Source organism: Paenibacillus pabuli NBRC 13638, assembly GCF_001514495.1.
In the GTDB taxonomy this organism is placed as follows: domain Bacteria; phylum Bacillota; class Bacilli; order Paenibacillales; family Paenibacillaceae; genus Paenibacillus; species Paenibacillus pabuli.
On the sequence record NZ_BCNM01000007.1, the window covers coordinates 64372 to 80832 of the forward strand.

A 16461-nucleotide genomic window follows, 5' to 3' on the forward strand; every position below is an offset into this window, starting at 1 on the left:
TTATCATACAATACGACTTACAAATTACCCAAGGCATCCTCTACCGTATCATCCCCGGCGATCAGATCAAAGGCCATCCGGTATGTCTTCTCTTCCTGAAGGGAAGCAGCGATGACACGAGCTACGTCCTCACGCGGGATATTTCCCGGTTCCAGGTCTGTTCCTACAGAAATTTTCCCGGTGCCCGGTTCATTTTTCAAACCGCCAGGACGGATAATGGTGTAATTCAGATCACTTGCAAACAACGCCCGATCGGCATAATGCTTCGCCACATAATAAGGCTTAATGGCATCTGACCATTTCTCCCGTTGATCTGCCCCAAACGCACTGACCAAAATGTACCTGGTAATTCCCTGCTGCTGTGCCGCCTCCATTGTTTTCACTGCACCATCCAGATCAATGAGCAATGTTTGATCTGCGCCCGTAGATCCACCGGAACCCGCTGTAAATACAATCGCATTGTGATCCTTCATTGCCTCGGCCAGATCATCCACGCTGCCTTCCAAATCACCAATTACGACATCGGCACCGATCTGTTTCAGTGCATCTGTCTGCTCCGGTTTGCGAATCATCGCGGTGACCTGATGTTTCCCTTCCTGCGCCAGCTGCTGGACCAGCAATTTGCCGATTTGCCCGTTCGCTCCAATAACCAATACGTTCATATGTCATTCTCCTCTCGGTTTTCCCTTTTATAAACTAGACTTGTCTTTAATATAAACGAAAGCCGACGCTTCTAAGCGTCGGCTGCTATGAAGGACTACCATTCACGCATCTACTGTGCTGCGGATAAAAAAAGGCACCCCGGGAGGGGCGCCTTTATGCTGCATGGTGTACAAGTATTAGTAAGCCAGTGCAAACAAACCGTGAATATGAGCAAGGTAACGGATGTTACTTGCTTCTTTCATCATGGTTGCTGGCAGACCTTTCAGACGAGTCTGGTTGCCACCGATCATGCCGACAGCATCCTTGCGACCCAGACTTCCCAGTGTACCGGAGAATACTGGTGTGAAAGATTCCATTGCGCCACCTTTGAACATTACGCCCAGGTTGTGACCAATGGTTTCACCCATTTGCCAAGCCAGTTGTGCTGTTGGAGGGTATGGACGAGCACCTTCGCTAGGGAAGACCACTGCGCTGTCACCAGCAACAAACACGTCTTTATGGGATGTGGATTGCAGTACTTCCGTAACTTTTGCACGGCCACGATCCACTTCAATTCCGCTATTGGCAACAACTGCGTTACCTTGAACGCCGCCTGTCCATACGAGTGTGTTCGTAGGGATCGAGCTTCCGTCTTTCAGCAGAACTTCATTTTCTTTCATTTCGGTAATCGCTACGCCAACGATGAAGTTAACGCCACGTTTTTCCAGACTCGATTTTGCACGCTCAACCAGTTCTGGCGGGAATCCTGCCAGGATGGAAGGACCTGCTTCAACCGTGTACAGGGAAACTTCTTTGAAGTCGATCCCTTTTTCTTGGCATACAGCCGGAAGAAGGTCAGCGAATTCACCAACAAGCTCGATACCTGTCAAACCACCGCCACCGATAACAAACGTAGCGTCTGCTTTGTTGCCGGATTGTTTGTAAGCATCCAAACGAGCTTCCACGTGTGCACGAATGCGGTTAGCATCGCTAACGGATTTCAGCGTGAAGCTGTACTCCTGCAATCCCGGAATTCCGAAGAATGCCGTTTCACTGCCCAAGGCAACAACGAGTGCATCGTAAGAGTAAGTAGAACCGCTGGTCATGAGAACTTTTTTCTCGTCCGGCTTGATTGTATCCACCGTATCGATTTTCAGGTTCACATTTTTGCCACGCAGCAATTTTTCGAGTGGAAGAGCAACTGCTTTTTCAGCAATGCTTCCCGCTGCAAGACGGTGCAGTTCCGTAATAATTTGGTGCGTAGGGTAACGGTTCACGACTGTAATAGTCGCTTCCTCTGGTGTCAGGTATTGACGCGCAGTCAGCGCAGTCAACAGACCACCGTAACCTCCGCCCAAGATCAAGATTTGCTTCGACATATCCATCCTCCGTTCTTCTAATCTTAACGTTGCTGTTGTTGACGCTCGTTCAGGATGCTCAGGAATGATTGAGCAAAACGCAGCGTTTGTTGTACGTTTGGATCTTTAAGCATTTTGAGCATAGCGAACAAACCAACCGAAGTTTGCTCGGCTTGCGCACGATCACTCGCTTCGATGGCAGCAGAAGCTACCCCTTTAGCTTTGTCTACAACAGGCTTAGCAAACTCACCCATTGCGCTCATTGTGTCGCTGATCAGAACTTTGTCTGTAGCTACGCTTTGTGCAAAGTCATAAGCTTTGGTCATTGCAGTGACCATTTCAGCCAGTTTAGGCAGGTTCTCCACCAGAACGGTCAGAGACTCCTGTACCTCAGGCTTCATCAGTTGATCCAGTACGTCCAAGGACTGGCGTTGGGAAACGTCGGCACCTTCTGTAACCGGCACCTCTTGTTGAGTAGGCGATTGTGACATAAGAGAAAGTCCTCCTTTACTTTGGGATAGAAGTCCGCGACTTTCATGATGCCTGTCAAGCAGAGCCGAACCACAAATACAACCAATACAACTAAATGTACCAAATTTCACACAATAGAATAAGCATAGCCCAAAGGCCGCTTCCACATCGTGCATTGTATCTTGGGTCTATTGCGGACAACAGGTGTTGACGCAAAACGACAAGCAGGCCGAAACCGAACTCTATACCCCTATATTACACCTCTTACACATGAACATGAAAAAGAAATTTTTTACACTTGTGAAGATATTGTGAACATTGTAACAAAATCGATTTTTTTGTCAAGCATTGAGCCCAGGGTTAAACCACATATCCTCCTGCACAGGATCTGAACTTCTACCACATGTGGTATGAAGACAAGATCACATAGGGCCATATATGCGATATGTACACAAGGGAGGATTTTTTAAACCAAATGCTCAGGAATTCTTTTCCAAAACCATGAATTTCATGCAACGATTTTGGTCACTGTCGTTATTATGCAGCTAGGGGTGCAGGCTTATTCCTGAATGACATCATTTCTTGTCCAAGTATGAACCTCTCCTGGCTTGAATGCAAAAAAAACAGAAAGAAGGCCAGACCGATCGTCCTGCCTCCTTGATATGTGTTTCACTGTTCGCCCGATCTGATCGTAACATTTAGGTCACACCATAACTATTTCTGGAGAATGCTGAGACATTCCTTCAAGCAGCGATTCTATCGCAACGACCGCTGCTCGCTCCAATTCCTCCACCTCCAGAAGTATCGAGATAGCCTGCTTTCCCTGAAGCTTCTCGTTTGGCTTTCCTCCTTCGGGAAAAGGAAAACACTGCTTGAGCATGTTTAACCTTTGGGACATGATTCGATATAACTCTTCTGCCTCGCGACAGTATGGAATCAAGCTGGTGTAACGTGGATTCGAAGCCCACTTTAGAGAAAGCTCTTTGAAAAACTCGCCGGCGTATCGTCTTGCATCCCACAACACGGCAATGTTATAGGCATGACCATTCGGTTCTACCCGTCCATGTTCTAAGGCTTCTCTCCAAACCGCATAGGCAGCCAAACCACTGACTGTGTTCGGCAAGGTATACGGGTCCTTCCCACCATAATGAGCCAAAACAGCTGTCAGTGCCGCACGCAAGTCCATTTCTCGTGTCATGCCATCTGATTCTGCTGCCAGCACAAATACTTCCTGATTCACTCCTCGGCCTACATGATCATAGGGAAATGCTCCTGATTTAATGAAATCAGCACCGTATAGGGTCCGAACTGCATCATCATAGCCATAAACTAAACCGAATTCGGGAATATTCAGGTCCCACACCACTGCCGGTATTCCCCGATGAATGGAGTAACGAATCAGGGAGAGGGCCCGAACCAGCCTTGAATTCAGTAATCTTTTCCCCTTCGCTTTCTCCTCCAGCATCAAAGGATCGACCAGATTCGCATTGAGCCCCGCTTCGCTCGCCAAAGCCTCAACCGCATGGAAATGATAACCCATATACTGCAGCCCTCTGGTAAGCACCTCTTTGAAGTTATAAGCGGTGGGGCCAGCGATATGTATGTCCTGAGGTAGGATGGTCAAGCGAAAAGAAAGTCCGCTCATCCCCATAACCATGGGGAGAGACGGAGATGGACCGATATAACCTAACATCTCGTGAATGGATGCTGCTGCCGAGTTCCAGGTTTGGGGGTCCCGAAAAGAAAGGGGTTCCTCCAGAATCACTCGATCTTGCCCGATTGAATTCCACTCTGCCAGCATTTCTTCTACAGATAAATGAATATGAAGCTGCGACACTTTTTTACGTGAACGGGATAGAATTTGATACACATTGGCACTTGTCAGATTGAATCTGCAAGCCATTTCTTGCGGTGACAGCTGCTCCATCCAATACGAGGTGAAGACCTGCTGCTCTCTCTTATTCAGACAACCCAGCAGCTTATGGAGATTATTTCTCATTTCCTGCTGAGCAACAGCTTGATACGGATCATAGTCTGCTTCCTGCGATCTCCGATCGGGGTCGTTCAGAAGATGATTCAGCGTCATGTCGAGCGAGTCTTGATCGCTCCATGAGGCATCATCGGCTCCAAATGCAAAGAACGAAGAAAAGTGTTGTTCCAGCTGCTGTTCTCGGCGTTGCATATGTGAGTACGCCTGATTACGCACAATGCGCTGCATCCAGGCCATAAAACGCTCGGCATTCTGAAGCTGTCCCACATGAATGAACGCGCGAATAAGCCCATCCTGTAAGATGTCTTCTGCGAGATAAGAATCATGTGTAAGTGCTCGCACATAACGGAACAACTGCCCCCGGTAACGGTGAATCAACTCACCAAAGGCCTCTGTATCCCCAGTTTGGGCTCGTCGGACAAGCGCAATGTCCGACTCCTTTTGGCGATTTCCGAATGTCTCATCTTCCACTGGCCTGATATGGTGATTGTCAGCTAGTTCATCCATGTGTATCTCCCTTTCTCATAGCCTTGCTTCACGTACATTACTCCATCTTCAAAATAGCAGCTTGGATCAGGGCTTCCGTCTCCGCGAGTGCCATCATGATAGTCGCAGCAGCCCCCCAGTTCCGGGAGACAAGACGGGATTGGCATTCCCCGAATTGACGGGATTGTGCGTACTTCAAAGCAGAAAGATCGGAATCAATGCTTTTAAAATACAAACCATAATCATGGGCACGACGAGCGCCTACTGGCAGAGCAAAATACACATAATGAGCCCACTCATTACCATCGATTGCTCCAGCACGAACCTGTTCAGCCTTATGCACAATTGCTGAAGCTCCGGTTCGCCCCTCATGTGACGCAGTATCATGAAGTTGTTCTGTAACCGTTGATTTAAACCAGGCACACGCCCGACGATCGATCTCTTTAAGATCAGGCTGTTCAATGCGTTCTGGATTCCACCATCGTCGATACACACCGCTGCTCCACGGGAATTCAGACTTCCAAGCGTCCTCAAGTTTATCCAGTGTCAGGAAGACATTCGGGAATCCAGCCGGGTCATGCAGGCATATTTCATCGCCCTCCATGCTCAACGCCACTACATAATGATCGCAACCACCCAGGTTGGGAGAGTTGGGATTGTAGACGAGTTTGCCCATATCCAGCGGACCCATCATCACAGGACCCTGCTTCAAAGCCTCTCTTAGCTCATCTACAGGCATCTCTGTACCCCGTGATTGCACACTTTCGCGCACATTAAATCCCAGAATGCTCATCGCCTTGCTGATGGCCAGATCAGGACTAGAGGTACAGTTATCGAAGAAAAGAATATTTTCCTGCGTTCGAAAGGCCCCTAGTGAAAAGCCACCGATGGTTTCAAGCAGACCAGGGTCTACCTTCTCTCCAATGGAAGACAGCAGCATGGCTGCTGAATTGGCGTAGCAATACGCACCATTTCCAACATAATTACTCATATCATAACATCCTCTCATTCCCTTAATGAAGCACGCTGTGGTGCAGTGCCTATACCTATACTGACTCTCCGCACAGATCATTTCTGACACAATATCCAAAAGACATTTTCAGCCCGCATGAAATAGCGAACGTTTAGAATACAGGCATCCCGGTTAATAAGGACTACACCAGAAACGAAGGAGATGTTCGATATGAGTAATTCAACTAGCGATAAAATCAAAGCAGGCGTAAACAAGGCCAAAGGCGAAGTGAAGGATCAGATCGGTAATGCAACTAACAACAGATCCCTTCAGGCTGAGGGTAAAAAAGACAAGGCCAAAGGTGCTGTGCAGGACAAAATTGCTGATGTCAAAGATCGTCACTAGTTTCATCCATTTAGCGTAAACCGCACGACAATTCGTGCAGCAAATATAGGTGAAATGCCTGCCCGTTCATGAGGGAATGAAGTCCAACATGTACGGGGGCGCAAAAAAGCCAAGGAAGGTGTTATTCAATACACCCTTCCCTGGCTTTTTTTGTCCTGATCTATACGGTTGAAACGGCATACCTGGCCATATCGATAATAAAACCACGTGTTTCTCTTGTCGTATGATATTCACGGCTGAATTGTCTTACCCAATCCGGATGCTCCTGATACCAACGAAAGGTTCGCTCCAGTCCCTGTTCCAACGTGGTTTGCGGGAACCAGCCTAACTCTGCCCTTAACTTACCGGAGTGAACCACCAGGCTTGATCCTCTGGACTGAGTGGGTTCCTGCTCCCGAATCTCCGCTGTTCCAGTCGTACTGTTCAGGGGTTGCAATAGCTCTCCAATCTCTTGCATGGTCGTTCCCTGGCCTGTCGAAATGTTATAGATCTGCTGATCTTGTCCATTCAGCATAATCAGCTCAATCGCACGCAGCGCGTCGTCCACATACAGGAAGTCACGTACAGCTGACCCCTGAATATCGAGCGGCAGGCCGTCCATCATTCGGCCAAAGTTGCGTGGAATAATCCGATCTGGCAACTGCCAAGGGCCATAAAGATTGGTCAGTCGAAATATTTTGACTGGAAGCTGATAACATTTCGCGTAGGATAGCGCTAGCGTCTCACAAGCTACTTTGGATGCCGAATAAGGGGATACTGGAGCATATTCATCTGATTCGTGATACACTCTGCCCATCGCTCCTCCATACACCTCTACGGATGAGGCCAGCACCACGGGGATATGATGATCCGAAGCATATTGCAAAATGGCCTGTGTACTTAGGGTGTTGTTGCGAAACACTTCTCCGGGGTGATGATACGAGTAGTCTACATGCGGCATCGCTGCCAGGTGAATAATATAATCCGTTTCGATTGGCAGGTGGAACCTGTCCTCGGCAAGGTCACAGCAGATAAAGGACATCTCATGAAGCGGGGACCTGTGAATAAGTCTCTGACAATAATCATCCTGATCCACCAGGATGATCCGATGTCCTTTTTGCGCCAAATACTGAGAAAGGTTAAATCCTACAAATCCAGAAGCCCCGGTAATGACAATATTCAAGCACATTCCCCCTTGTGGTTTATACAACAAGTTCACTAAAGAGAGTCTATGTTCTGAGTATAACCTTAAGTTGATACAATTTGTATCATTTTACAACTGTTTTTTGTTCTTCTCCAGAATTAACGGGTAATGCCATAGGGAGGTGATATTTACGATGAAAGATGAAATGAACAATGTACAGACGATGTTATTTCAGGACGATGGAGTGATCCCCAATCATCCGAGTCTGCCCGTACTTCTGTATAAGGGGATTTGGGCTAATGATTCCACTCGTGCGGAGACGTTGCTGAACCAAAACGGATGGGGAAACAGCTGGATTAACGGAGTGTTTGATTATCATCATTATCACAGCAACGCTCATGAAGTACTAGCAGTGGTAAGCGGCTGGGTTGAGCTCATCCTTGGTGGGGAACATGGAAAGATTGTTCACCTTCAGGCAGGCGATGTCGTCGTACTACCTGCGGGAACCGGACATAAGCGACTAAGTGCGAGCCTTGATTTCCGCATAGCTGGCGCCTATCCGGGTGGCATGAGTTACAATACCCGAACTGGTGAACCGGGAGAACGCCCCAAAGTTCTGCGTGAGATTCAGGAGGTGCCCATCCCGGATTCAGATCCGGTCCATGGACAAGAGGGGCCACTATTGGAGTTATGGAATCAAAAACCTGCCGCACCCTAAACTGGGAGCGAATAGCGTTTACTAGGTTCATTAGAACAAAATGTGACTAACAAGAGGCTCCCCATCATGCCCATGAATTATGGGAAAGCCCCATTTCGGTTATTGCGGGAGCCTCACACTGTAGAATCGCATGGCATGTGGCTTCCCTTCCATCTCAAGCCGTCCTTGTATGATCAACTGTCGAATACGATATTCAATGAATGCGTCTCCGACAGCTTGTTCAAGATGACCCAGCACCTCACCTACGATTCTGGCTGCTTTTATAAATTCACCAGGCTGTCTGATCAATGTAATCTCCCTGACCTTTTGCATAATAAACTCGTCAATTCCGTCTTCCGGCACGCTCTGAATCTCGCCATCCTTCATTAACCGCAGAAGCCCGGGCTGTACAGCCAAATCCACCCACTCTTGCTCCATCTGTTTACGTTTCTCTAAAGACAACGGTTCAGCATTCACACAGTGCTGCCACATCGCTAACAACTTCCCGGAAATAATCTCTCCTGTTCTAAGAACATCATGCTGAACTTCAGAAGATTTGAATAATTCCTCATATAATGCACTTGTCTCGATCAAATAGATCGGGCTCAGCCTGTTACGCAGCAAATGCATGGCATATAGAAGTCCCGTTTTCTCATGAGCATTATTCGCATACCAGATCGTTATTTGTGTATCTTCATCAATCGAACTCACCACGCTGTTTAAACGAATCAGTTCATTCATGCCTTGGACGGCATAACTTCCATGTTCACTCAAATAGAGTTTGTCGAGTAACCAGAGGTGCCTGCGGTGTAAGTCCGCCTTATTCGTCAAATCGCCCAATGGACCGATGGCATAATAGTCATTCATTGAAAAAAAACGCCGATCTGATCGACCGGGAACCTTGCCCATCGCAACCTTAATGCTGCCTAGTGGCGATTCACCAATCGCTATATGAATTTCACGTGGTTTCTGTGCCTCCAATGCCTGTTGCTCCGCTTTCTTCCGATTCCGATCCTCGTCCAATGTCTTAAATATCGACTGTACTGTCGACGCAAAATGAACAGAATGTTGTTCCGCTGACTGAATACTGACTTCCCTTTCTGCGCTGAGATAAAGCAAACGCAATAACGAACGCAGCTCATCCTCATTCATAAGGTGCAGCTCCTTATCAAAATCAAAGACATTTTCAATCATGCTGATCCCCCTCTAAACAGATGGTCATCTCCGACTAAACCATTCGAGCCGAGCGTGCGTGTTCGTACCTTTTAAGGTTAAGAAGAAACAGACTCGCCAGAGGAATGACTCCGATCATTCATTTCCTCACGATCTGATGACGAACGGGTGAAGTGACGTTCCAGCTTCCGACTTGCCCACAGGGATACCGCGATAAACAACAACACGCCGCCCCACCGTACCGGATGTTCCATAAACTGAGCTACATTGGAACCGATATACGTCACACAGAAGATCATAATGGCTTTGCCAAAACTCACAGCAAGCAGGAAGGACAGCAATCTCATTCGTGCAATACCTGCCGCTACATTGATAATAACGAACGGGCCTACCGGGAAAATACTTAGCAAGAATACATAACTGAATGCATTCCGCCGAATCCATACCATGCTGCGCTGTACACGGGGTTTGCTGGCCCAACGTTCCACAAAAGCCGATTTGCCAATCTCCCGTACAATCAGGAATGTAACGGTACAGCCCAGTACCATCCCGATCCAGGAATATAAAAACCCTGCCCATAGCCCGTACACTGCTCCGTTAACGCCAACAATGAGCAGCGTAGGCAGCGGGGGCACGAACGATTTCATAAAGGTAAGCAAAATTCCCGGTAAAGGGCCCAGGGAGCGAAACTTCTCCAGCCATAAACGAATATTCTCTTCCGTAATATAGGACATGATGTCCAAAGATGCCGGGGTCATCTGCTTCCCTCCAATCTATACATTCCAATTCCCAATGTATGTTGTATAAGTATAACAACCATCTTGAGACCAAAAGGAACTTAAAGTACCTCTCTTCACTTCTCCCCAGTATAACGTACATCCGACCTCTGTACCGTTGTCAATTTGAAGAAATATTCAACCGTGGAATGAACAGACAAAAAGCACACCCGGACTTGTTGAGTCCAGATGTGCTTTATATATTAGATGCCCCGTACAGAACGGATTATGAGCAAACTAGGGCAGTTTTTAAGGTTATCGCTTATCTTTTATTCCAACTGTGCTTCCTGTATGGCGAGTTCATTCAGTTCTTCCTGATGCGCAGCATTCCACTCGGGAATACCGGAACGCATGAACTCTTCGGCATCCATTGCTGCTTTGGACTGATTGCACAGATTGCACGCACAGACACAGTTTAGCGGGGTGGTATGTCCACCTTTGGCTCTCGGCAGAAGATGGTCAATCGTGTCTCCATACGATCCACAGAAGTAACAGGTATAGTCATCACGGGTCAAAATATACCGCTTAAAGTCCTTGTTGCTGAACAATCGGCGGATCGTGTACCGATTAACCACAACAGCGGCTTTTTCCTTGACCAAGGTGACTGCCAGCTCCATATCCACTTCCTGATGCCAGCGCCGCCCTTTGTCGGTCTTGCCACGCATGCGCACCATACCCTGCCGATTCGTCCGAAGCGATGCCGGATCTTCCGGGTCAATCGCTACAGGCACCGCCGGAGTATGACGGCGGGGACGACTTTCCATTCCAGCCCCGTGACTACGGCTGGAATGTGCAGGTGCCCGCTGCCCGGATGATCCGGCACGGGCTATGTCTTCGCCGCCTGCCTTGGGCGCACGCTCCTTGCGCGCCAGGCGCGGCTTCGACCCGGGCGAGCCTGGCTGGCGCCCGGGTGCCAGAGGCGCAGCCTCCATGGCAGCACCCGTTGCTTCGCCGGGTGCGGGCTTTGCAGCGGCAGGCTGTGCAGCCGCTGCGTTCCCGGCGACCGCATTGGCATCGCCACGGTCGCTCAGGCTCGGCGCACTGGCCTCAGCGATGCTGCGGGCCTGGCCTGCGCCGGATGGCAGCGCGGCGGCACGTTTGCGGCGCCGCTTGCGTTTGCGCTTGGCTGCGGTCGGCTTACCCGCAGCCGCTGATTCAGCTGCCGGGCCTTGCGGCTTGACCGGCAGCACCGCTTGAGCCGCCGCCGTTTCCTGCTCGGCGGCCTGATCTGCACCAGCAGCAGCGATCCGCGCCGCGCTGGTACGCTTCGCAGATGGATCAGCAATCGCTGTATGCACCTGCGGTGACCTCTCCTGCTGCGGAACAGAACTCGTCTGCAGCTGATCTATATTCACGTTCTCCGCATCCGTTCGCGAGGTTGGCTCCATACCCTGCTGCAGCTCTGGCCGTTTCGCCTTTCTCTTTCTTCTCCGCTTCTTTCGGTTTCCCGAAGGCGAAGAAGAAGCCGCTGGAGGAGCAACCAAGTCAGCCGTTTCACCTTCTATCGAAGAAGATAAACCTATAGATGGCTGTGACTCCATACGTCTTACAGACGAGGTGATTGGCGCCCCATTCCCTTCATCGGTGAGCCGGGCCGCGGTTTGGTTGGCAGAAGCTGAAGCCTTCGCCATATTATGCCGAGCTGCTGTGGTCCCTGCTGCATTTTTTAACGCCTTATCTGTCTGCGGGATGGATTGGTTATTATTATCCGCTTGTCCACCGAGCTGACGACAGTGGCGGCAGGCTCCACGTCTGGCTCCGGGACCAGCCCGTTTGCCGGTTCTACGTCGAAATTCAGACAAAGGTCGCTTTTGCCCGCAATACATACATGTCTTGGTCAGTTGTGCTTCATGTTCCGTCATTTCCTGCCGGAAAGGGGCCGGGCCCGTCTCCATGTAGTCACCTCGGTTCCGTATGAATCCGGTTTCTTTCTATTGTATCACATCTGCTCGCGAACACACTCATAGCCAGATGCCTCATAGTCTGTAGCCTTGTATTCCTGAGCCCCTCCACATTCGTGAAGAATGTGCTCCACGTATTCCAATATATCTTGCATCGGTCTCCCGCATTGTTCACATGTTGTCATTTATCTCACCTGATCCTGTTCTTAGTAGTCATTGACGTATAAGATCATTTAGTATCGTTCCGATTTCTCATTACCCTTCGATTAGGATAAAGAAACACTCGTTCGCTATAGAGCGACTTGCTATTGAAATCCAAAAACCGCTTCCCGCTCAACCCTAAGGTCGACCAAGAAACGGTTTATTATTCCTGTATTGGCATATCCATTTAACGTACGTCGAGTTGTCCCGAGTTTTGTTGTGGCACCAGACGAGGTTTTGGCTTCGGCAGATTGCCGAAGATCACCCAGGCCAATGGGACAAATCGGGCCGTGAGTCCAACCACGAGCCAAGAAGCCAGCAGAGCCACTCCGAATCCTCCGGCATACCAGAGATGAATCAGCCAGGAAACTCCGGTTTGTGGCGGGAAGTTCCGATAAACCAGCAGGAAGAACGGATGAATCAGATAAATACCGAAGGACAGTGCACCCAGCCGATTAAGCGGCTTAACGATTAGCGATGGTCCTTTGCGATATAGCCAATATGCCATTTGAATCAATACGAGCGCACAGGCGAACGTATGCAGATTCCAGAAAAACTCGTACCATAGCGTGTTATACGTGGCAATTTTCATCCGTAACAAATAATAAATATATACATGACCGAGTCCTGCAAAAATCCATACCGCCCACAGCAAAATCCATGAAATTACACGGGCCTTGGTTGCATTTTCCCGGCTAATAACAAACCACTGCTTAATTTTCGGAAAATATACCCCGATAAAAGCACCCAGCATAAAGTAGGAGAAGTACGAAAATGCCCAGCTTCCTTTATTCGGCACCTGAAATCCATATTTATTACTGACAATAAAGGCCCACTGAATGAGTAACCCAATCGGAACAGACCATTTGACCACCGATGGATACTTTTTGAGCAGCCATAACACCAATGGGAATAACAAATAGAATTGCATATTGATAAATACAAAATACAGATGTGTATATGCCTTACCCGTGAACAGTTTCGTTATGAAACTTACTGTGGATTCCCCAAACGGGCGTCCCTGATAATGCGTAAAGTGCAGCAATACAAAGTACATCAATGAAAATATGAAATACGGCAGTAAAATATAAACGAATCTTTTTTTGTAGAAATTACTTACCAGCTTTTTGTCCAGCGGGCGAGAATAATAGTTATAGAACAGCACAAAACTGCTCATGAAAATAAATGTCGGGGTACCATATTTCATAAAGATATTAATAAAGTTGTAAAGCCAATAATACCCCGAACCCGTCATGTCCACCGTTGCATACGAAGTGGAGTGCACACATAGCACGCCGATGATGGCCATGGCACGTACCAGATTCAGCTCTGGAATTCGCTCTCTTTTGATGGTTTCACTCATGTTCTACGCTTCTCCTTCATGTATTCGTCAATATGTCAGATATGACTTAGTACGATAAGCTCTCTATCTATTAAAAGGCATAATGCTTAAGATGGGTAGTCCAATTTCTTAAAAGATTCTAAATTTCCAACAAGTTTCATCGCATTTTCATGTCTATATATGTAAAAAAGACCGCTTTGGCGCGGTCTAAGGGTACATTTTTCAACTTTATAACATTTTTGTAATTTTTGCTGGTTCAAAGGGATGAAAATGGAAAATCTCGACCTTTGGGTCCCATTCCCGATATGTGACCCATAATTTCTAAGCTCTAATGGACTCCTAACGACCCTTCTGACGGCTCGCCAGAATTTGTTTATAGACCTCAATAGCTGCCTGTCTGGATGCTTTCAGATCCACAATGGCATTTTTGCGGGGCTGATGAATATCCTTGCTGTGCAAATCCTTTAGATCCGGCAGCCATTTACGGATATAATCTCCTTGCGGATCATACTTCTCTGACTGTGTTACCGGATTGTTCACCCGGAAATACGGAGCTGCATTCTCACCCAGGGAAGCACACCATAACCAGTTTCCACGGTTCTGAATGTTGTCGTAATCCCGCAGCTTGCGCCTGAAATACGCTTCACCCCGCGTGAATGGGCATTGCAGATTTTTGGTAAGGAACATGGCAGTCAGAATACGGAGCCGATTCGGCATATGTCCGGTCTCGTTCAGTTCCGTCATCGCTGCGTCAATGATGGGAATGCCCGTTTCGGCTTTGCACCACCGTTCGAAATGAACCTCGCTCAGCTTGGACAGATCGTATACTTTCTCATATGTAAAATAGTGACTCTCATACACCGCACGATACAGATAGAAGTCGCGGAAGCACAGCTGTCTGATCCATTCTCCCGCTTGCTCCTTGCGAATCGCTTCATCGTACAGCTTGCGGATAGATACAGCCCCTACTGCGAGATACGAACTGAGGTGACTTGGTTCATAAGCTTCATATTCATCCCGATGGTCACCGTAATCAGCAATCCTGTCGGACAGGAAGCCCTCCAATAACCGATGGGGATCATTCGAGTCCAATCCATTGAACGTCAGTAATTCTTCAGGTACACGAAAGGACTCCGGCCAATCGATCGGCTGCTTGCTGACCTTCACATCGGCAACCGTTGTTGCCGAAGGGGGATTGGGATGCTCATTCATGAATTCTACCCACCGTCGGTGAAAGGCAGCAAATACTTTGTATGGCTCGACCTTCTCCGTAAAATCAGCAAATCCCGCCAGATCCATCAGCAGATGATCCGTCAGCTGCGTAAATTCCACGCCTCGCTCCTCCGTCACCTTCCGTATCCCGCGATCGCGCTCGAAAGCATACGGGGTCATGTCCTGATGTACAACAACCTCGTCTACCCGCCCTTGCAGCTGATTGAGGATTTCATCAACCACTTCGGCTGGTTTGCCATAGGCCACATGCAGCTTGCATCCCGCCTCCCGATACTGCTCATCAAGCTTCGCTGCATGCTGGAGAAAGTTGACACCACTGTGTTCCTTCGCTCGCCCCTGCCGCAATAGAAACGGATCATAGATGAGTAGATGCAGACTTTCCGCTTCCTGGTTCCGCAAATAATCCAATGCAACCAGATCATCCGTACGCAAATCTTTGCGATGTATGAATAACTTCATGCCTTATCCTCCTGCCGAACTTCCGTTTACCGTGCCATCAGATTCTCATAAAGTCTGCTTGTTTCTGGCTCCGGTTGATGTCCCAGATCCTCAAGCAGAGTCTGTGTAAAAGAATCGTACAATTGGAGTATGGCTTGCTGATCCTCCAGGGATGCATACACATTCATCATTAATCGGCAGATATCTTCGGCATAAGGCTCACGTTCCAATAGTTCACTCAATTGTTCAATCGCTTCCTTGCCCCGACCGTGATTCATATTCCATTCCGCGAGGTCCATGACCAGCCTTATATATTTCCGTCTCAGTTCTCTGGCTTTGGCTTGAGCCCAGCGATAATCATGTTCTTCCAAATAGTCACCGCGGTAGAGTGCAGCGATGTCTTTCAGTTGATCCACATGATCTGTCGTAATGGCAGCATACGAAGTCCCTTGTTCAAATTGCTCCACATCACTCACCAGATTACCCGGTAACAGACGATAGCGATTCATATTGTATTCCAGTTTACCTGTCATGTCCCATTCCCTCAGCAACTTGCGAATCTGATAAACAGACGTATGCAGATGGGTTAACCCTTTCTCCTGGGAGACGTCTGCCCATAACTGATCAAGCAGAATCTCTTTGCTTACCCATTCCCCTCTGTGATGAAACAAGAATGCAAACAGCTCCTGTGATTTGGTTGTGCGCCACTTGTGCTTCTGGGCTTCCTCATTCAGACTTCTATAGATATCCAGATGTTTAAACGTAAGCAATCCGGGAACATGGATATCCACCCCCGCGCCCCCTGATTGTGAAACTTGCACCTCGGTCGTTGCTGCAACCGGTGAAGACACGGGGATCGTAACGGCAGCAATTCGATCAATTGTTTTGGCAAGTCTCGCGGAACTCACAGGCTTTAATACATAATCCAACGCATGCAGTTCAAAGGCTTCAACCGCATGATCGGCATAAGCCGTTACAAATATAATACGAATACTGTTGTCCAATTGCTGTATATATTCAGCCGCTTCCAGTCCATTCATTTCCGGCATGCCAATGTCCAGAAAAACAACGTCCACACGCTCTGTTGCCAGAAAATCCAAACCCTCACGAGCTGTTGAAAAACAATGCACGGGTGTAATCCGTCCGTCCGACCGTAACAGCCGCTCCAGATGGAGCTGCGCCGGTTTCTCGTCATCGATTACTATGGCTCTCACCGTTCTTCCAGCCTCCTGCCATGAAAATATTCATAAAAATGATCGATTTTATCGGTATA

13 protein-coding genes and 1 pseudogene are annotated in these 16461 nt (G+C 48.3%); 2 read left to right on the top strand and 12 right to left on the bottom strand.

What is annotated here, in order from left to right; translation table 11 throughout:
• Positions 1 to 17: 17 nt before the first annotated feature.
• The 5 genes from PPA03S_RS11450 to PPA03S_RS11470 form a co-directional block, all read right to left on the bottom strand.
• Complete coding sequence (locus PPA03S_RS11450; protein ID WP_062322890.1) at positions 18 to 662, bottom strand: SDR family oxidoreductase; 645 nt, start codon at positions 660 to 662, stop codon at positions 18 to 20.
• 177 nt (positions 663 to 839) lie between these two features.
• Positions 840 to 2021 carry an NAD(P)/FAD-dependent oxidoreductase gene (locus PPA03S_RS11455; protein WP_062322892.1) on the bottom strand — a complete coding sequence of 394 codons (1182 nt, stop codon included), beginning with the start codon at positions 2019 to 2021 and terminating at the stop codon, positions 840 to 842.
• Between the two features lie 23 nt (positions 2022 to 2044).
• Entirely contained in the window at positions 2045 to 2491 is a 447-nt protein-coding gene (locus PPA03S_RS11460; RefSeq protein ID WP_024629786.1) for a DUF1641 domain-containing protein, read from the bottom strand.
• Positions 2492 to 3174: 683 nt separating this feature from the next.
• Complete coding sequence (locus tag PPA03S_RS11465; RefSeq protein ID WP_062322894.1) at positions 3175 to 4968, bottom strand: RNA polymerase sigma factor; 1794 nt, start codon at positions 4966 to 4968, stop codon at positions 3175 to 3177.
• Between the two features lie 37 nt (positions 4969 to 5005).
• The gene (locus PPA03S_RS11470; protein ID WP_062322896.1) at positions 5006 to 5938 is read right to left on the bottom strand and encodes a YobF C-terminal domain-containing protein; all 933 of its coding nucleotides are present in this window, start codon (positions 5936 to 5938) and stop codon (positions 5006 to 5008) included.
• A gap of 192 nt (positions 5939 to 6130) precedes the next feature.
• Between PPA03S_RS11470 and PPA03S_RS32265 the strand changes: the two genes are divergently transcribed.
• A complete protein-coding gene (locus PPA03S_RS32265) occupies positions 6131 to 6304 on the top strand; it encodes a CsbD family protein (RefSeq protein WP_082704104.1) in 174 nt (57 codons plus the stop codon).
• A gap of 160 nt (positions 6305 to 6464) precedes the next feature.
• Here PPA03S_RS32265 and PPA03S_RS11475 read toward each other — a convergent pair whose 3' ends face one another.
• Positions 6465 to 7472, bottom strand: coding sequence for an NAD-dependent epimerase/dehydratase family protein (locus tag PPA03S_RS11475; RefSeq protein WP_082704105.1), 1008 nt, complete (start codon positions 7470 to 7472; stop codon positions 6465 to 6467).
• A gap of 148 nt (positions 7473 to 7620) precedes the next feature.
• Between PPA03S_RS11475 and PPA03S_RS11480 the strand changes: the two genes are divergently transcribed.
• Entirely contained in the window at positions 7621 to 8145 is a 525-nt protein-coding gene (locus PPA03S_RS11480; protein ID WP_062322898.1) for a cupin domain-containing protein, read from the top strand.
• Between the two features lie 99 nt (positions 8146 to 8244).
• On the opposite strand, the gene PPA03S_RS11485 is transcribed toward PPA03S_RS11480, so the two are convergent.
• From PPA03S_RS11485 to PPA03S_RS11510, 6 genes and pseudogenes are all read right to left on the bottom strand, one after another.
• On the bottom strand, positions 8245 to 9318 hold the full coding sequence (locus PPA03S_RS11485) for a DUF1835 domain-containing protein (RefSeq protein ID WP_062322901.1): 1074 nt from the start codon (positions 9316 to 9318) through the stop codon (positions 8245 to 8247).
• A 77-nt stretch (positions 9319 to 9395) separates the two neighbouring features.
• Positions 9396 to 10055 (bottom strand): TVP38/TMEM64 family protein, encoded by a 660-nt coding sequence (locus tag PPA03S_RS11490; protein WP_062322903.1) that lies wholly within the window; start codon positions 10053 to 10055, stop codon positions 9396 to 9398.
• A gap of 287 nt (positions 10056 to 10342) precedes the next feature.
• Positions 10343 to 10780: pseudogene (locus PPA03S_RS33865) on the bottom strand (HNH endonuclease); the annotation flags it as partial.
• A gap of 1582 nt (positions 10781 to 12362) precedes the next feature.
• Positions 12363 to 13538: an acyltransferase gene (locus tag PPA03S_RS11500; RefSeq protein WP_062322905.1), complete on the bottom strand. Its 1176-nt coding sequence runs from the start codon at positions 13536 to 13538 to the stop codon at positions 12363 to 12365.
• Positions 13539 to 13856: 318 nt separating this feature from the next.
• The gene (locus PPA03S_RS11505; protein WP_062322907.1) at positions 13857 to 15209 is read right to left on the bottom strand and encodes a cryptochrome/photolyase family protein; all 1353 of its coding nucleotides are present in this window, start codon (positions 15207 to 15209) and stop codon (positions 13857 to 13859) included.
• 26 nt (positions 15210 to 15235) lie between these two features.
• The gene (locus tag PPA03S_RS11510; protein WP_062322909.1) at positions 15236 to 16402 is read right to left on the bottom strand and encodes a response regulator; all 1167 of its coding nucleotides are present in this window, start codon (positions 16400 to 16402) and stop codon (positions 15236 to 15238) included.
• Positions 16403 to 16461 lie beyond the last annotated feature (59 nt).